This window comes from Martinezella sp. CNPSo 3732 (assembly GCF_057784515.1).
Window position 1 is genome coordinate 106971 of sequence record NZ_JBXSOO010000010.1, and the last position, 16985, is coordinate 123955.

Annotated in this window: 16 protein-coding genes; 13 read left to right on the plus strand and 3 right to left on the minus strand. The window is 60.4% G+C overall.

The features are described from left to right. Window positions 1-4 precede the first annotated feature (4 nt). A complete protein-coding gene (locus AC13RM_RS17870; RefSeq protein ID WP_488555369.1) occupies window positions 5-769 on the plus strand; it encodes a 3-oxoacyl-ACP reductase in 765 nt (254 codons plus the stop codon). A 76-nt stretch (window positions 770-845) separates the two neighbouring features. Here AC13RM_RS17870 and AC13RM_RS17875 read toward each other — a convergent pair whose 3' ends face one another. From AC13RM_RS17875 to AC13RM_RS17885, 3 genes are all read right to left on the minus strand, one after another. Beyond that, window positions 846-1718: an undecaprenyl-diphosphate phosphatase gene (locus AC13RM_RS17875; protein WP_285172076.1), complete on the minus strand. Its 873-nt coding sequence runs from the start codon at window positions 1716-1718 to the stop codon at window positions 846-848. Window positions 1719-1918: 200 nt separating this feature from the next. Then, on the minus strand, window positions 1919-2131 hold the full coding sequence (locus AC13RM_RS17880; RefSeq protein WP_285172075.1) for a hypothetical protein: 213 nt from the start codon (window positions 2129-2131) through the stop codon (window positions 1919-1921). 103 nt (window positions 2132-2234) lie between these two features. Continuing rightward, window positions 2235-2939 carry a transcriptional regulator NanR gene (locus AC13RM_RS17885; RefSeq protein ID WP_069615499.1) on the minus strand — a complete coding sequence of 235 codons (705 nt, stop codon included), beginning with the start codon at window positions 2937-2939 and terminating at the stop codon, window positions 2235-2237. Window positions 2940-3125: 186 nt separating this feature from the next. On the opposite strand from AC13RM_RS17885, the gene oiaX reads away from it, so the two are divergent. The 12 genes from oiaX (at window position 3126) to AC13RM_RS17945 (ending at window position 16958) form a co-directional block, all read left to right on the plus strand. After that, a complete protein-coding gene (oiaX, locus tag AC13RM_RS17890; protein ID WP_488555370.1) occupies window positions 3126-4385 on the plus strand; it encodes a 3-oxo-isoapionate-4-phosphate decarboxylase OiaX in 1260 nt (419 codons plus the stop codon). A 5-nt stretch (window positions 4386-4390) separates the two neighbouring features. Next, the gene (locus AC13RM_RS17895) at window positions 4391-5719 is read left to right on the plus strand and encodes a four-carbon acid sugar kinase family protein (RefSeq protein ID WP_374818141.1); all 1329 of its coding nucleotides are present in this window, start codon (window positions 4391-4393) and stop codon (window positions 5717-5719) included. Between the two features lie 90 nt (window positions 5720-5809). Beyond that, window positions 5810-6637 carry a phosphogluconate dehydrogenase C-terminal domain-containing protein gene (locus AC13RM_RS17900; RefSeq protein WP_113231193.1) on the plus strand — a complete coding sequence of 276 codons (828 nt, stop codon included), beginning with the start codon at window positions 5810-5812 and terminating at the stop codon, window positions 6635-6637. A 79-nt stretch (window positions 6638-6716) separates the two neighbouring features. After that, window positions 6717-7658: a D-ribose ABC transporter substrate-binding protein gene (locus AC13RM_RS17905; protein ID WP_095436537.1), complete on the plus strand. Its 942-nt coding sequence runs from the start codon at window positions 6717-6719 to the stop codon at window positions 7656-7658. 77 nt (window positions 7659-7735) lie between these two features. Continuing rightward, on the plus strand, window positions 7736-8380 hold the full coding sequence (locus AC13RM_RS17910) for a DUF2291 family protein (RefSeq protein WP_374818145.1): 645 nt from the start codon (window positions 7736-7738) through the stop codon (window positions 8378-8380). Continuing rightward, on the plus strand, window positions 8377-9930 hold the full coding sequence (locus AC13RM_RS17915; protein ID WP_440477675.1) for a sugar ABC transporter ATP-binding protein: 1554 nt from the start codon (window positions 8377-8379) through the stop codon (window positions 9928-9930). The genes AC13RM_RS17910 and AC13RM_RS17915 overlap by 4 nt, the downstream gene beginning before the upstream one ends. After that, complete coding sequence (locus AC13RM_RS17920; RefSeq protein ID WP_374818150.1) at window positions 9927-10991, plus strand: ABC transporter permease; 1065 nt, start codon at window positions 9927-9929, stop codon at window positions 10989-10991. The genes AC13RM_RS17915 and AC13RM_RS17920 overlap by 4 nt, the downstream gene beginning before the upstream one ends. 1 nt (window position 10992) lies before the next feature. Further along, window positions 10993-12027, plus strand: a complete 1035-nt coding sequence (locus tag AC13RM_RS17925) for a Gfo/Idh/MocA family protein (protein ID WP_374818152.1) — start codon at window positions 10993-10995, stop codon at window positions 12025-12027. Next, window positions 12024-13904: a D-apionate lactonase gene (gene apnL, locus AC13RM_RS17930; protein WP_374818154.1), complete on the plus strand. Its 1881-nt coding sequence runs from the start codon at window positions 12024-12026 to the stop codon at window positions 13902-13904. Before AC13RM_RS17925 ends, apnL begins: the two co-directional genes overlap by 4 nt. Before the next feature lie 57 nt (window positions 13905-13961). Beyond that, complete coding sequence (locus tag AC13RM_RS17935; RefSeq protein WP_374818156.1) at window positions 13962-14981, plus strand: dihydroxyacetone kinase subunit DhaK; 1020 nt, start codon at window positions 13962-13964, stop codon at window positions 14979-14981. Then, window positions 14978-15616 (plus strand): dihydroxyacetone kinase subunit DhaL, encoded by a 639-nt coding sequence (gene dhaL, locus AC13RM_RS17940; protein ID WP_374818158.1) that lies wholly within the window; start codon window positions 14978-14980, stop codon window positions 15614-15616. Before AC13RM_RS17935 ends, dhaL begins: the two co-directional genes overlap by 4 nt. An 88-nt stretch (window positions 15617-15704) precedes the next feature. Continuing rightward, entirely contained in the window at window positions 15705-16958 is a 1254-nt protein-coding gene (locus AC13RM_RS17945) for an extracellular solute-binding protein (RefSeq protein ID WP_374818160.1), read from the plus strand. Window positions 16959-16985 lie beyond the last annotated feature (27 nt).

Below are 16985 nucleotides of genomic sequence, written 5' to 3' on the forward strand. Positions count from 1 at the left end.
AGAAATGAGCCTGTTACTCAAGGATCAGATCGTGATCGTTTCAGGCGCTGGGCGCGGTCTCGGCGCCGCCATCGCGACGGCCTTTGCCCGGGAGGGAGCAAAGGTTGCCATCAACTATCGCGCAAGCCGCGAGCGGGCAGAAGCGCTCTCAGCGGGCCTCGGCGGTCATGCGAAAACCTTCCAGGCCGATATCCGCGATCTCGGAGAAACGAAGCGGCTTGTCGCGGAGGTGACCGAGCATTTTGGCGCACCCACGACCGTCGTCCACAACGCGCTTGCCGATTTCAGTTTCAATGGCGATGCGCGCTCGAAATTGGACACCCTGAGCTGGGCCGAGATGGCGATACAGCTGGAAACCGCACTGCAAGGCGCCTTGAACCTGATACAAGCGGCGCGCCCGGCGATGGCGCAGGCAGGCTTTGGGCGAATCGTGACGATTGGCACCAACCTCTTCCAGAACCCGGTGGTGCCCTATCACGATTATACCGCCGCCAAGGCGGCGTTGCTGTCATTGACTCGCACGGCCGCATCCGAACTCGGTCCGCTTGGGATCACCGTCAACATGGTCTCCGGCGGTCTTTTGCGCACGACGGATGCGAGCAGCGCCACGCCGGAAGCCGTTTTCGACATCATTGCCGCGAATACGCCGCTGCGCCGCGTCACCACGCCCGAAGAGGTTGCCGATGCGGTTCTTTTCTTTGCAAGCCCCTGGGCACGGGCCGTTACAGGACAGAACCTGATCGTCGATGGCGGTCTCGTCTTCGGATAGCGGCTCGAGAACAAAAAAGGCGCTGCCCGGAGAGGCAGCGCCAATTAAGCTTTCGCAGCCGATTAGGACTGTCTGTTCATGCCCAGCCCATGGTCAGCACACCAAAGAGGATGACGGCGCCGAGCACAATACGATAGATGACGAAAGGCCAGGTCGAGAAACGCTCCAGGAAGCGCATCAGTCCCCAGATGGTAATGAAGGACGATATGCTGCCGACGATCAGGCCGACGAGCAAAACCGACCAGGCTTCCATCGGAATATGCGCCTTATGGAGCTCATACAGTTCCTTCAAGCCGGCGAGCGCAATGGCAGGCAAGCCGAGCAGGAAGGAGAATCGGGCGGCTTCCTCGCGCTTCAATCCGAGGAAGAGCGCGCCGGTCAGCGTCGAACCCGAGCGCGAGACACCGGGGATAAGAGCACCGACCTGCGTGATGCCGACAAAAAGGGCATCAATCAGCGTCATCTGCTCGATGTCTTTCCGATGGCGGCTATAGAGTTCCGCAATCGCCAGCAGCAAGCCCATGACCAGGCAGGCGATGCCGATCACCCAGAGGCTGCGCAACGACGTGCCGCAGGCATTCAGGGAGGACGACAGTAGCAGGCCGGCGATCACGATCGGTACAGTCGCGATCACGATGGCGATCGCAAGGCGGATGGAAGGGGAGCTCCAGTCCCTTTGCCTGACGGCATCGAGCGAGCCGAAGGTGACGTAGCGAACGTCGCTCCAGAAATAGGAAATGATCGCGGCTAGGGCGGCAAGCTGCATCGTAGCCGAGAAGGCGGAACCTGGGTCCTGCCAGCCGAGCAAGGCCGGCACCAGGCGCATATGGGCCGTGGACGAAACCGGCAGCAGCTCCGTCAATCCCTGCACGACGCCTAGAATTGCGATCTTGGCATAGCCCAGGGCGACAAAGCCCGTGTCCACGCCTTGCGTACAAACATCAGCCACGTTTTGATATCCTCAGTTGTTCATGGGGGCTTGCACCGGAGTGGTGCGACGAACTAGCTGTGAAACTGGTTCCCAGTTTGAAATCGGCAACACCTGGTGAAGGTGTCACCGATTTCGCATCGGGACAGGGCGAGGATATAGCCGCGCAGGCTGAACTCTATCTGAAATTGCCGGCTCGAATTTCGGAGTTTGGCGTATTTCTAGCCTTCGTCATCGGGCAACGCCTGCATGTAGCGGATCATGGTGTAGAAGCCGGCGAGAAGGACCAGGGCGCCTGTCGCATGATGCAGATCGTGCAGCATCGTGTGGTGATGCCTGAGCAGAAGGCAGCTCAGATTGTAGAGGGTTATGGCCACCGCCGTCATGAGAGCGGCCAGGAAAAGCGCCATGTTTCGCTGAAAGAAATCAATCATCACGCACACCTCGTTTGAGTGCCAACAGATTCCGTAAGGATTGGGGAGGAATTACGACAAAGGCGGTGGGTATTGTGCCGTCGCAGGGCGAATACTAAGGGGTTCACTTCGTATAGAGCGCGCGTGATCTTTCCAGATGCTTGAGCATTGCCTGCTCGGCGCCATCGGCATCGTTTTCAGCCAGGCGTGCAAGGATTTCCTCATGTTCGACCAGCGTGAACTTTTCCTTGCCCGTCCAGATCAGCATGTCGGTGTGATAGGCTTTCAGCCATGCGAGCATCGCTTCGCTGACAGCGGCGAAGATCGGATTACCGGAAATCTGCGCAATGCGCGTGTGGAACTGCATATCGGCAGAAATGAAGTCCTCGGCATGACCGAGGGATGCGCGCTGCCGCTCGATGATCTCATTAAGGTCGGCGACATCCTTCTTGCTCGCGCGCTGGGCTGCTTCGCGTGCCATGCCGCGCTCGAAGAAGATGCGCGCGCTCTTCAGCTGCTCAAGGGAGTCGGAGGATTGCGACAACATGATCTTTGCGGTGAGGTCGACCTGCCGGAAGATCGACTTCGCCGTCAACTGAAGCACTTTGGCGCGTTCGCCGTGGGAAATGTTGACCAGCCCCATATTGGCAAGTGCCTGCATGGCTTCGCGGATCGCCGGACGCCCGACACCGAAGCGCTCCATGAGAACGCGCTCGGACGGCATCTCGTCCCCGGGCTTGAGCTCTCCCGACGTGATCAACCGTTCCAGTCGGTCGAATACTTCATCGGATAGTTTTCGACGTACAATTTGTTCGACTGGCTGGCTCATGGAATCCCGCTTTCCCAAAGCTTTTCCTCCCTTATGCATTTTTGGCCGCCAGGGCGGAAGCCCATACGAGTCGCGTTATCGGCAACCGGACAAAAAAATCGTTGCAGAAGTTGGAATACTCATTATACCAGATCACCAGTTTGCGCCACGCGAAAAATCGTCGGCGAGAGGAGCATTCATCCACTCATGACCATCACCATCACCTACCGTATCGAAACGCCGGGCAGCATCGAGGCGATGGCTCGCAAGATCGCCAGCGATCAGTCGACAGGCACCTTCGTCGCTGTGCCGGGCGAGACGGAAGAGCTCAAGGCGCGCGTGGCCGCGCGTGTCGTCGCGATCCGCCCGCTTGCCGACGCGGAGCGTCCGACCTGGACCGAGGTGGCTGAAGGCCATGGCCCGATCCGTCGCGCCGATGTCGACATCGCCTTCCCTTTGGATGCGATCGGCACCGATCTTGCGGCGCTGATGACGATCGCGATCGCCGGCGTCTTCTCGATCAAAGGCATGACCGGCATCCGCATCGTCGACATGAAGCTGCCGGAGGCCTTCCGCGATGCGCATCCCGGCCCGCAATTCGGCGTTGCCGGCAGCTTGCGCCTGACCGGCGTCAGCGGCCGCCCGATCATCGGCACGATCGTCAAGCCGGCGCTCGGCCTTCGGCCAAAGGAAACGGCGGCACTGGTCGGCGAGCTGATCGGCTCGGGCGTCGATTTCATCAAGGACGACGAGAAGCTCATGAGCCCGGCCTATTCGCCGCTAAAAGAGCGCGTCGAAGCCATCATGCCGTTGATCCTCAATCACGAGCAGAAGACGGGCAAGAAGGTCATGTATGCCTTTGGCATTTCGCATGCCGATCCCGATGAGATGATGCGCAACCACGATCTCGTGCTGAAGGCTGGCGGCAATTGCGCTGTTGTCAATATCAACTCCATCGGCTTCGGCGGCATGAGCTTCCTGCGCAAGCGCTCCGGGCTGGTGCTGCATGCGCACCGCAATGGCTGGGATATCCTGACCCGCCATCCCGGCGCCGGCATGGATTTCAAGGTATATCAGCAGTTCTGGCGCTTGCTCGGCGTCGATCAGTTCCAGATCAACGGCATCAGGGTCAAATATTGGGAACCGGACGACAGCTTCGTCGAATCCTTCAAGGCGATCCGAACGCCGCTTTTCGACCCATCCGACTGTCCGCTCCCCGTTGCCGGTTCCGGTCAATGGGGTGGCCAGGCGCCCGAAACCTACCAGCGCACCGGCCGGACGACGGACCTTCTCTATCTCTGCGGCGGGGGCATCGTCAGCCACCCCTTCGGACCAGCCGCTGGAGTGCGAGCGATCCAGCAGGCCTGGCAGGCGGCGGTTTCGGACATACCGCTTGTTGATTATGCGAGGGATCATCCGGAGCTTGCCGCCTCGATCGCAAAATTCAGTGACGGCAAGGACGCCTAACAGCAATGTCCAATCTTCTTCTCAGCTATTACGGCGATGACTTCACCGGCTCCACCGACGTCATGGAGGCTCTCGCCTCGAACGGTGTGCCGACAGCCCTCTTCCTTGGCGTTCCGAGCGAAATAGAGCGGTTCAAGGACTGCCGCGCCATCGGCATTGCCGGCACCAGCCGCAGCGAAACGCCGCAATGGATGGACGAGCATCTGACGCCTGTCTTCACATGGCTGAAGAGCCTCGATGCCGCCATATGCCACTACAAGGTCTGCTCAACCTTTGATTCCAGTCCGAAGGTCGGCAACATCGGCAGGGCGATCGAGATCGGCAAAGCACTCTTTGCGCAGTCCGTCGTGCCGGTCGTGGTCGGTGCGCCGCAGCTGAAACGCTACACCGCTTTCGGTCATCTTTTTGCGGCCTATCAGGGCCAGGTCTTCCGCATCGACCGCCATCCTGTCATGAGCCGGCATCCCGTTACGCCAATGGATGAGGCCGATCTCACCTTGCATCTGAGCAAGCAGACGCCCCTCCCCGTCAGCGTCGTGGACCTCGCCACGATCCGAACAGCCGATGCCGACGCGCGGATCGATGCGCTGACGGGAGGCAAGGAGGGTATCCTACTGCTAGACGTCGATAGTGCAGAAACCCAGGCCGCCGCAGGACATCAGCTATGGCGTCTCGCAAGCAAGGGCAACGCCTTCGTCGCAGGCTCATCCGGTGTCGAATATGCCCTTCTCGATGCCTGGCGCAACGAAGGTCTGATCGACGAGAAGCCGGAGTTCGCTCCTCCCGGCAAGGTCGATCGCCTCGCGGTCGTTTCCGGCAGCGTATCGCCGACGACCGAACGGCAAATCCGCCGCGCCACAGCCGATAGTTTTGACGGCATCGATCTCGACCCCTTGTCGCTTGTCGGCGAGAGCGCCGAGCGTGCTCTGGACGCAGCGGTCGCTGCGGGCGTGGCCAGCCTCAAGGCCGGCCGCAGCGTCATTCTTCATACGGCGCTCGGCCCATCCGCCGACCGCGGCGGCGATATCGACCGCATTCCTGGCGCCCGGCATCGTCTCGGCCAAGCCCTCGGCACGATCCTGCGACGGTTGATCGAGCAGGAAAATCTCGGTCGCGCTGTCATCGCCGGCGGTGACACATCGAGCCACGCGCTCAAGGAATTGCGGGTCGAGGCGCTGACGACACTTCTCCCATTACCGCAAACGCCGGGATCACCGCTTTGCACCGCCCATGGCAGCTACGCGCTCACCAATGGCCTGCAGATCGCGCTGAAAGGCGGACAGGTGGGCACCGACGATTACTTCGCGCAGATCCGCGACGGTAGGGGATCCTAGCCTCGCCATTTTCCGCTATGCCATTGGCATGCTCATTGACTCATTATACCACTTGCGATACCACATTCTGAAAGTGAACGAGGTACTAACATGACTGCAATTGCTCTTTTCGGCGCCGGCGGCAAAATGGGCTACCGGCTCGCCAAGAACCTGAAAGGCTCGCGCTTCGATGTGCGCCATGTCGAGGTCAGCGATGCCGGCAAGGCCCGCCTGAAGAATGACCTTTCCATCGATTGCGTCCCCGTCGATACCGCGCTGGATGGCGCAGACGTCGTGATCCTCGCAGTACCGGATACCGCGATCGGCAAGGTTGCCGCCGGCATCGTCGACAAGCTGAAGCCCGGCACGATGGTTGTTGCTCTCGACGCCGCCGCACCCTTTGCGGGCCATCTGCCGAACCGCGACGATCTTACCTATTTCGTCACCCATCCCTGCCATCCGCCGATCTTCAACGACGAGACCGACATGCAGGCCAAAAAGGACCATTTCGGTGGCCTCTTTGCCAAGCAGCATATCGTTTCGGCGCTGATGCAGGGTCCGGAAAGTGCCTATGCTCTCGGCGAGGAAATCGCCAAGGTCATCTGGGCGCCCGTCATGCGTTCGCACCGCGTCACCGTCGAGCAGATGGCGATGCTGGAGCCGGGCCTTTCCGAAACGGTTTGCGCCTCGCTGCTCGTCGTCATGCGCCAGGCCATGGATGAATGTGTCGCCCGCGGCGTTCCGGCGGAAGCCGCCCGCGACTTCCTGCTCGGCCATATGAACGTGCTTGGCGCCGTCATCTTCAAGGAAGTCGACGGCGTATTCTCCGATGCCTGCAACAAGGCGATCGAATTCGGCATCCCTGCCCTCATGCGCGACGACTGGAAGAAGGTTTTCGAGCCGCAGGAGATCGCAGACAGCATCCGTCGCATCACCTGATCGATGTCCCCGGGAGGGCAGAGCCCTCCCCTTGCCGCCCTGCCGGGAACAGGGCTTGTTTCATAACTGGGAGGAGACCATGAAACTGACACGCAGACTGACACTTGCAGCCTTTACCGCTGCACTGGCTCTGGGCACGGCAATGCCGGCTTTCGCGGCCGATCTGATCGCCATCATCACGCCGGCCTTCGACAATCCATTCTTCAAGGCAGAGGCCGTCGGCGCAGAAGCCAAGGCAAAAGAGCTGGGTTACGAGACGCTCGTCATGACGCATGACGACGATGCCAACAAGCAATCGGAAGTCATCGACACCGCGATCGGACGTGGCGCCAAAGCCATCATCCTCGACAATGCCGGCGCGGACGCAACCGTCGCTGCCCTGAAGAAGGCCAAGGATGCGGGCATCCCTTCCTTCCTCATCGACCGCGAAATCAACGTCACCGGCATTGCCGTCGCCCAGATCGTTTCCAACAACTACCAGGGCGCCCAGCTCGGCGCGCAGGAATTCGTCAAGCTTATGGGCGAGAAGGGCAATTATGCCGAACTCGTCGGCCGCGAAGCCGATACCAATGCCGGCATCCGCTCGCAGGGCTACCACGACGTCATCGACGACTATCCGGACCTGAAGCTGGTCGCCAAGCAGTCGGCGAACTGGAGCCAGACTGAGGCCTATGCCAAGATGGAAACCATCCTGCAGGCAAATCCCGATATCAAGGGCGTGATTTCGGGCAACGACACCATGGCGATGGGTGCGATTGCCGCACTGCAGGCCGCCGGCCGCAAGGACGTGATCGTCGTCGGCTTCGATGGCTCCAACGATGTCCGCGACTCCATCAAGGCGGGCGGCATCAAGGCGACGGTCATGCAGCCGGCTTACGCCCAGGCCCAGAAGGCGGTCGAACAAGCCGACGCCTATATCAAAAACAAGACGGCGCCGAAGGATGAGAAGCAATTGATGGATTGCGTCCTCATCAACGCCGACAACGCCGACAAGCTTGAGACCTTCGCACTGAAGAACTGATGGCGGACCACTAGGTAGGAGGGCGCGGAAAAACCGCGCTCTCTGAATGTCTTTCCTGCGAGATCGAGGTGCATTGCATGTTGAAGACCAGAGGCGCGCTCGTGGCCCTTGTTTTGGCCGCGGCATTGCCCGGCTGCAAGATTATCAAGACACCGACGCCCGAAGAGAAAGCTGCGGCGGCAGCAAAGAGTGCCTTCGATCCCGCGACAAAGGTCGATGCCATCTGGCAATCTCAGGTACAGCCGGGTATCGAGAAGCGCGCGGGCGACCTCAAGACGGTGTTGCAGGCCATAGCCGCTAATCCGGACGATGCCGGCGCGAAATACGGAAACCCGCGAAAACAGGCTTCATCGCCCTGGACTTACGCCGTCAAGCTGAGCGGCAAGATCGTGGCTGCCGATACCGCCTCTCGCGCCGGAAGCCTCGATGTCGATGTGGATGGCGACGGCAAGGCGGATGCGAAGGTGCAGATCGGCCCGGCGATCCGCGGCACGGCGTTGCGTGACGCGCTGGATTTTCTTGACTTCAACGAATTCAGGAACCAGATCGAATGGGCTCAGTTCGGCAAGGCCTTCAATGAAAAGGCAAACTCATCCTTTCTTGCAGCCCTGCCTCGCGACGGGCTAGTTGGAAAGACGGTCACCGTGACGGGTGCGTTTCCACTGCCCCCTTCCGGTCAGCTGCCTTTGATCACCCCTTCGGCCCTGACATTGGGGCAATGACCATGAGCGAAACGTCAAGCAACGACATCATCCTGCGCCTGGAGGACGTTTCCAAGGTCTATTCCGGCATCGTTGCCGTCAAGCACGCCAACCTCGAGCTGCACCGCGGGGCGGTCAATGTGCTCGTCGGCGAAAACGGCGCCGGCAAATCTACCCTGATGAAGATCATCGCCGGTGTCGAACGGCCGACCTCGGGCCGCATCCTGCTCGAGGGTGAGGAAGTCTCCTTCAGCAGCCCGGCCGACGCGCAGGCTCGCGGAATCGGCATGATCTTCCAGGAGCTCAATCTTTTCGCCAACATGACGGTGGCCGAGAACATCTTTGCCACGCGTGAAATCACCCGCGGCATTTTCGGTATCGATCACAAGGCACAGATCGCAAGGGCCAACGAGTTTCTGGATCGGCTCGATGCGGGCATAAGCGCCGAAACCATGGTGGAGGATCTACCGATCGGGCAGCAGCAGCTTGTCGAGATCGCCAAGGCCATCTCGCTTAATGCCCGCATTCTGATCATGGATGAGCCGACATCGGCGCTATCTGCGGCAGAAGTCGATATTCTGTTCAAGGTCATTGCAGAGCTGAAGGCTCAAGGTGTCGCGATCGTCTATATCTCGCACCGGCTGGAGGAGCTGATGCGCATCGGTGACCATATCACCGTGCTGCGCGACGGGCAGATCACCGGCCAGGCCATGGTTCGCGATATCGATACAAAATGGATCGTCCGGTCGATGATCGGATCGGATGCCAAGGATTTCGCCAGGGACGGCGGCCATGCGATCGGCAAGGAAGCCTTCCGCGCCGAGGAGATCAGCCTGCCGAGACGTACGGGCGGCCTTGCCGTCGATCACGTCTCTCTATCGGTGCGCGCCGGCGAAATCCTCGGCATCTACGGCCTGATGGGTGCCGGGCGCAGCGAATTCTTCGAATGCGTGATGGGCCGGCATATGCATTCGACCGGGCGGATCTATATCGATGGCGTGGAGGTTCGCGCCCGCGACACCACCCGGCGCATCCGGCACGGCCTCGCCTTGATCCCCGAGGACCGTCAGCGCGAAGGACTGGTGCAGGTCCTGTCCATCGCCAGCAATTTGACGCTTGCGAGCCTCGGCCGCTTCGCCCGGCTGTTTTTCCATATCGATCCGGGTGCCGAAAAGGACGCCATTCGCGACATGATCCGCGATCTCTCCATCAAGGCCCCCAATCCCGATTTCGAGGTTACCTCCATGTCCGGCGGCAACCAGCAGAAGGTCGTCATCGGCAAGGCTCTGATGACGGACCCGAAGGTGCTTTTGATGGATGAGCCGAGCCGCGGCATCGATGTCGGCGCCAAGGCCGATGTCTTTCGCACTATGCGCAGGCTCGCCGGCAAGGGCCTAGCAATCTTGTTTTCAACATCGGACCTTGAAGAGGTCATGGCACTTTCGGACCACATCGCAGTGCTCAGCAACGGCAAGCTCGTGACCGTTCTCGACCGAAGCGAAGCGACGGAAGAGGCCATCATCGCGGCATCCGCCAAGGGACACGGACATACAGGGAAACTCGCGTCATGACCGCAGATACGTCCTCCGCCTTTGCGACCAATCGTTCGAACGGCTCCATTCTCCTGACGCTGATGAAGCTCAGGACCTTCATCGCGCTGTTTGCCGTCGTTATCTTCTTTGCGATCTTTGCACCGAACTTCACCTCGACCGCCAACATCATCCTGATGTCGAAGCACGTCGCGCTCAACGCCTTTCTCGCCATGGGCATGACCTTCGTGATCGTCACCGGCGGCATCGACCTTTCGGTCGGTTCGATCGTCGGCCTTTGCGGCATGGTCGCCGGCGCCCTCATCCTCAATGGCGTCGAACTGCCGATCGGCTATACCGTCTACTTCAACATCTACGAGATCATCCTCATTACACTGGCCGTCGGCCTAGGGATTGGGCTGATCAACGGCCTGCTCATCACCAAGCTCAACGTCGCGCCCTTCATTGCCACGCTGGGAACGCTCTATATCGCCCGCGGCCTCGCGCTCCTGTCGTCCGACGGACAGACCTTCCCGAACCTTGTGGGCCGGCCGGAATACGATACCACGGGCTTCGACGTCTTTGGTGCGGGCCGTATGCTTGGTCTGCCCGTTTCCATCTGGATCCTGATCGTGCTGGCGCTACTTGCCGCCTATGTCGCCCGCTCGACGCCGATCGGCCGGCATATCTTCGCCGTCGGCGGAAACGAGCGCGCGGCGCGCATGTCCGGCATTCGCGTCGATGTGGTCAAGATCTTCGTCTATATGTTCTCGGGGCTCTGCGCGGCCATCGTCGGCATCGTCATTTCGTCGGAACTGATGGCGGCGCATCCGGCGACCGGCGAAAGCTTCGAGCTGAACGCGATCGCGGCAGCGGTGCTCGGCGGCACTTCCATGTCTGGCGGCCGCGGCACCATAGGCGGTACGATCATCGGCGCCTTCGTCATCGGCATCCTTTCGGACGGCCTCGTGATGATGGGCGTCTCATCCTTCTGGCAGATGGTGATCAAGGGATGTGTCATCATCATCGCTGTCGTCGTGGATCAGGCACAACGGCGCCTCCAGCAGCGCGTAATTCTCATGCAAATGGCAAAGGCAGGCTGAAATGGCAGAACTCAAGGGCGCATTGATCGGTTGCGGCTTTTTCGCGATCAATCAGATGCACGCGTGGCAAGACGTCGAAGGCGCCAGCATCGTCGCGATCTGCGACCGCGATCCGGAGCGGCTGAAACTCGTCGGCGACCAGTTCGGCATCGAACGCCGCTACACGGACGCGGCCGCCATGTTTGCCGATGGGGGCTTCGATTTCGTCGATATAGCAACGACGGTGCAAAGCCATCGCGCCCTGGTGGAGATGGCGGCCTCTTACAAGATACCGGCGATCTGCCAGAAGCCCTTCGCAAAGACGCTGAGCGATGCCAAGGCGATGGTCGCAGCCTGTGCGCAAGCCGGCGTGCCGCTGATGGTGCATGAGAACTTCCGGTGGCAAACGCCTATTCAGGCGGTCAAGCGTGCCCTCCAGTCCGGCGCGATCGGCGAACCTTTCTGGGGGCGTTTCTCCTTCCGCTCCGGCTACGACGTGTTTTCGGGCCAGCCTTACTTGGCCGAAGGCGAACGGTTCATCATCGAGGATCTCGGCATCCATACGCTCGACATCGCCCGCTTCATCCTCGGCGACGTTTCTTCACTGACGGCCCGCACCAAGCGGGTCAATCCGAAGATCAAGGGTGAGGATGTCGCCACCATCCTGCTCGACCATGAGAACGGCGCGACGTCGATCGTCGATGTCAGCTACGCTTCCAAGCTTGCGACCGAGCACTTTCCGGAGACGCTGATCGAGCTCGACGGCACGCGGGGTAGCATTCGGCTGTCGCAAGGCTATCGCCTTGAGGTCTGCGGCCCCGATGGCGTGACCATATCCGATGCGTCGCCCCCGCTTCTGTCCTGGGCCTCGCGCCCCTGGCACAATATCCAGGAGAGCGTTCTCGCAATCCAGCAGCATTGGACCGACCGTCTTGCCAATGGCGGCGAGACTTCCACGTCAGGCGCGGACAATCTCAAGACGCTGGCGCTTGTCGAAGCCGCCTACGAGAGTGCGGCCAACGGGAAGCGCGTCGACATCGGAGCGCTGCTGCGATGACGACCGAGATCGATCCGTTCCAGCTTTACGGCACGCGCGAGCTCGAAACGCCGCCGGTGCGACTGACTTCGGGCAGGCTGGACGTCGATTTCAAGGACGGCAATCTCCGGTCCATCCGCTATGATGGCGTCGAGGTTTTGCGGGCCGTTTCCTATCTGATCCGCGATCGTGATTGGGGTACCTGTGCGCCCGATATCGACGATCTTCAGATTGAGCAGCACCACGATGGTTTTTTCGTCAGCTATCTAGCGCGCTGTGCCGGCCCCGAGAACACCGAACTGACAATCGACGTGCGGATAACGGCTCAAGTCGATGAAGCCCTGATCTTCGAAGCGACGGCACTCTCGACGACTGGCTTTGAAACCAACCGCTGCGGCTTCTGCATCCTGCACCCGATCGTCGGCGTTGCCGGCACGTCAGTATCGGTCGAGCATGTCGACGGCAGCCGAGAAAACACACATTTTCCTGATCTCATCGAACCCTGGCAACCCTTCAAGGAGATGCGGGCAATTACGCATAGCGTAACGTCGAACGTCACGGCCGAGTGCCGTATGGAGGGGGATACCTTCGAGATGGAAGACCAGCGCAACTGGTCCGACGCCTCCTACAAAACCTATGTTCGCCCGCTTGCCCTGCCCTGGCCCTATCGAATTCCGGCTGGCGAGCCGATGCGGCAGCGTATCATTCTTTCAATAGGTGACATGCGGCGTGCGACCGCCGCGCCGGCGATGGTCGCGGATGGACGCCCGATCACGTTGAGCCTGAGAGAAACATCCGGCACCATGCCTGCGATAGGGCTCGTCATTACGCCCGAAGAAGCCGAAGCAACGCTCGCTGCTCGTGAGCGGCTTGCCGAAATCGCGCTGCAGGAATTGCTCTTCCACTTCGACCCCGACGCCGGCCACGGCATTGACGCTCTCAAATCCTTTGCGGCCATCGCAGCGCTTCATGCCGGGCGATCGACGCTCGAAATCGCATTGCCCTGCCGGAAGGCTCCGCTTACCGAAGCGCAGCAGATCGCGACCTTGATGCACGACGCCGGCTTCAAACCCGACGCTATCGCCGTATCGCCTTCGGTCGATCGACAATCGACGCCGCCGGGCAGCAAATGGCCTGAATGCCCGCCTCTTGAAGAGGTTTATGCCGCAGCTCACGTCGCCTTCCCCGATATGCGCATTGGCGGCGGCATGCTGAGCTATTTCACCGAACTCAATCGCAAACGGGTGCCCGCCGAAACGCTCGGCTTCATCACCCACTGCACCAATCCCATCGTGCATGCGGCGGACGACCTCAGCGTCATGCAGACGCTGGAAGCACTGCCCTTCATCACGCGCTCGGTGCGCGCCATCTACGGCGACAAACCCTATCGTATCGGCCCATCCACCATACCGATGCGCCAGAACCCCTATGGCAGCCGGACGATGGACAATCCCCATGGCGCACGCATCGCCATGGCCAACACCGATCCGCGGCACAATGCCCGCTTTGGGGAAGCCTTTGCATGGGGTTACGCTGCCCGTGTTCTCGATGCCGCATTGGAATGCCTGACGCTTTCGGCGCTGACGGGGTCCTTCGGACTGATCGCCGGAGAGAACGAACCGTCGGCGGCAGGCGCTAAACGACCGTTATTCAATACGATTGCGACACTGTCACGCCTCGCCGGCCAGCAATGGCAAGAATGCCTGTCGTCCGATCCGAGCGCCGTGCTCAGCTTCATCACGGCACGATCCGACGGATCGCGGTCGCTCCATCTGGTCAATATCACACCCATTCCGCAACTGGTGGAGCTGGGGGAGTTTCGGCTTAAGGAACAGAGCGGAAGCAAGAGGCTCATGCTTGATGCCTACAGCACTCTTTCGGCTGACTTGATGGATTGACCTTCAATCGTAGACGCGCATGTTAGTCCCAACAATCGCAATGATTTGGAGGACTGCGTGAAGACGAAGAAGCTGATCAACGACGGCGCGGCCGCCGTGGATGAAATGCTAGCCGGGATCTTAGCGGCTCATCCGCGCCATCTCCGCGCCGTTGAAGGATCGCCGCGCTCGATCGTGGCGAACTATGGGCCGCGAGCCGGCAAGGTCGGCCTGGTGATCGGGGGCGGGTCCGGGCATGAGCCGACATTTCTCGGCTTTGTCGGCAAGGGGCTGGCGGATGCCGCCGCTATCGGTAATGTTTTCGCCTCGCCGCCGCCCGATCCGATCATCGAATGCGCCAAGGCCGTCGATGGGGGTGCCGGCGTGTTGTTCATGTATGGCAACTATGCCGGCGACGTCATGAATTTCGACATGGCTGCGGAAATGCTAGCCATGGACGATATCGAGGTGCGTACCGTGCTGACGACGGATGACATCGCCTCTGCGCCGGTCGATCAGAAGGAGCGCCGCCGCGGGGTTGCCGGCAACGTTTTCATCTTCAAGGCGGCCGGTGCCGCCTGCGATCTGATGTATGGTTTCGACGATGTGGAACGGGTGGCACGCTGGGCGAATGAGCGTACCTATACGATGGGCGTGGCGCTTTCGCCCTGTTCGCTGCCACAGACACGCAAGCCGAACTTCGAGATCGGTGCCGATGAAATGGAAATCGGCATGGGCATCCATGGCGAGCCCGGTGTCGCTCGCGGGCCGATGCGGTCGGCTGACGAAGTGACGAATGAACTCGTCGGCAAGATCCTCGACGAAATGAAGCCGGCGCCCGGCGACCGGGTTGCCGTGCTTGTCAATTCGCTTGGCTCGACGCCACTGATGGAACTCTACATCATGATGCACAAAGTCAAGTCGATACTCGACGATGCGGGCCTCGTCATTCACCTGTCGCTGGTCGGTAATTACTGCACGTCGCTCGAAATGGCCGGTGCCTCGATCACCCTCATGCATCTGGACGACGAGCTGCAGCGGCTGATCGACCATCCCTGCGATTGCGCCATGTTCCGCTCCGGCGAGGTGCTGTCATGACGGCGATTACAACGGAAGACCTGAAGTCGCTGTTCGTGCGGATTGCTGATGCGATGGCACGCGAAAAGGATCGCCTCTGCGAGCTGGATGGCGTCATCGGCGATGCCGATCATGGCATCGCCATGGAACTCGGCTTTACTGCCGCAGCCAAAGCGGTTTCGGAGCTGGACACATCGACATCCGATCCGACGCAGGTCTTCAACGCGGCGGCAAAGTCCTTCCTCAACGCCGTTGGCGCCTCATCCGGACCGCTCTATGCGACGGCCCTGATGCGTGCGGGGGCTTTCGCCAAGGGGAAGGCCTTGCTCAACGACGACGATATGGTCGAGATATTTTCGGCTTTCGCCAAGGGCATTCAGGATCGGGGCAAGGCGGAGGTCGGTGAAAAGACCATGGTCGATGCCTGGGCGCCTGCCGCCAAGGCCTGCCGCGCTGCCCGGGATCGAGGGCTTTCGCTTGACGATTGTTTCGCCGCCGCTCTCAAAGCCGGTGAAGCGGGTGCAGAAGCCACCAAAAGCATGATCGCCGCAAAAGGCCGGTCGTCGCGCCTCGGCGATCGATCCTTGGGACACATGGATCCCGGCGCGGCGTCGGCCGTCGTCATCATGGCCTGCTTTCACGATCACTTCATATGATACTGCTGATAAGCTCATCATACCAGTTGACATGTTGACAACGATTTGTCAAAACCGCCCTCAGCTTTGCTCAGAGGAGGAATGGGAGATGGCTGGCAACTTCAAATATGCGCGTTGGTTCGGCGCTGCTGCGATGGCAGCGGCTGCCTTTTCGGCAACCAATGTTGCCGCGGAAGACCTGACGCTGTGGACGCTGAACTTTGACAATGGCGCAGCAAACGGCGCGCTGAAGAAGGTCGCGAAAGACTTCGAGGCCGCCAATCCCGGCACCCATGTCGAAATCGTCCAGCGCGGCGTCGATGAACACAAGACCGCACTCCGCGTGGCCGCTGGCTCCAGCAAAGGTCCGGATATCTATTTCAGCTGGGCCGGGCTCGGCCTCGGCGGCGAATACGTGAAGGCAGGCCTCTCGCTGCCGCTCGACAAATACTACACCCAGTACAAGTGGAACGACGAGCTGCTTCCCTCTGCTGCCGCCTTTGCCGATCTTTATCCGGGCGGCAAGCACGGTGTCCCCTTCACCTTCAAGGGCGAAGCGATCTACTACAACAAGAAGCTCTTCCAGAAGGCTGGCATCACCGAGGAGCCGAAGACCTACGAAGACCTTCTCGCCGCGGCAGAAAAGCTGAAAGCTGCCAAAATCCCGGCCTTCACCTTTGGCGGCTCGGTCAACTGGCACGTCATGCGCCTGATGGACGTGCTCTTGGAAACCAAATGTGGCGCCGACAAGCATGACGCGCTGATGGCCATGAAGACCGACTGGACCAAGGAACCCTGCGCGACCGACGCCTTTACCGAATTTGCCAAGTGGACGAAGGATTACACGCTGAAGCCCTTCATGGGCATCAGCAACCAGCAGTCCTATACGCTGTTCGTCGCCGGCCGCGCCGCGATGATGCTCGAGGGCGACTGGCTGGTCAGCCAGCTCACCGGCAGCAAGGCCAATCTCGACGATTACGGCATCGTGCCGTTCCCGACGAACACCAATCGCCTCTATGGCTTTGCCGAGTACAATTACGTCAGCACCAAGAGCAAGAGCCCGGATCTTGCGGCAAAATTCCTCGACTACTTCCTGTCGACGAAGGTGCAGCAGGATCTCGTCGGCCAGATCAGCTCTATCTCGGTTAACAAGAATGTCCAATACACCGACCAGAAGCCGCTCGAGGCGAAGTGGCTGGATATCTTCAAGACCTACAGCAAGGTCTATATGAATGGCGATCAGGCCTTCCCGCTCGACGTCACCACCGAATATTTCCGGGTGATCAACGACCTCGCCTCCGGCAACATCCAGCCGGCCGATGCCGCCAAGCAGCTGCAGACCTTCATTTCCGGCCGCACCTGATCGACTGAGGGAGGCTGCCGCGCCGAT

Excerpts from the sequence above, each read along its gene's own strand:
- AC13RM_RS17880 (WP_285172075.1), bottom strand. The coding sequence starts at position 2,131 with ATGATTGATTTCTTTCAGCGAAACATGGCGCTTTTCCTGGCCGCTCTC.
- AC13RM_RS17885 (WP_069615499.1), bottom strand. The coding sequence starts at position 2,939 with ATGAGCCAGCCAGTCGAACAAATTGTACGTCGAAAACTATCCGATGAA.
- AC13RM_RS17895 (WP_374818141.1), top strand. The coding sequence starts at position 4,391 with ATGTCCAATCTTCTTCTCAGCTATTACGGCGATGACTTCACCGGCTCC.
- AC13RM_RS17910 (WP_374818145.1), top strand. The coding sequence starts at position 7,736 with ATGTTGAAGACCAGAGGCGCGCTCGTGGCCCTTGTTTTGGCCGCGGCA.
- oiaX (WP_488555370.1), top strand. The coding sequence starts at position 3,126 with ATGACCATCACCATCACCTACCGTATCGAAACGCCGGGCAGCATCGAG.
- apnL (WP_374818154.1), top strand. The coding sequence starts at position 12,024 with ATGACGACCGAGATCGATCCGTTCCAGCTTTACGGCACGCGCGAGCTC.
- dhaL (WP_374818158.1), top strand. The coding sequence starts at position 14,978 with ATGACGGCGATTACAACGGAAGACCTGAAGTCGCTGTTCGTGCGGATT.
- AC13RM_RS17925 (WP_374818152.1), top strand. The coding sequence starts at position 10,993 with ATGGCAGAACTCAAGGGCGCATTGATCGGTTGCGGCTTTTTCGCGATC.
- AC13RM_RS17915 (WP_440477675.1), top strand. The coding sequence starts at position 8,377 with ATGACCATGAGCGAAACGTCAAGCAACGACATCATCCTGCGCCTGGAG.
- AC13RM_RS17945 (WP_374818160.1), top strand. The coding sequence starts at position 15,705 with ATGGCTGGCAACTTCAAATATGCGCGTTGGTTCGGCGCTGCTGCGATG.
- AC13RM_RS17900 (WP_113231193.1), top strand. The coding sequence starts at position 5,810 with ATGACTGCAATTGCTCTTTTCGGCGCCGGCGGCAAAATGGGCTACCGG.
- AC13RM_RS17905 (WP_095436537.1), top strand. The coding sequence starts at position 6,717 with ATGAAACTGACACGCAGACTGACACTTGCAGCCTTTACCGCTGCACTG.
- AC13RM_RS17870 (WP_488555369.1), top strand. The coding sequence starts at position 5 with ATGAGCCTGTTACTCAAGGATCAGATCGTGATCGTTTCAGGCGCTGGG.
- AC13RM_RS17920 (WP_374818150.1), top strand. The coding sequence starts at position 9,927 with ATGACCGCAGATACGTCCTCCGCCTTTGCGACCAATCGTTCGAACGGC.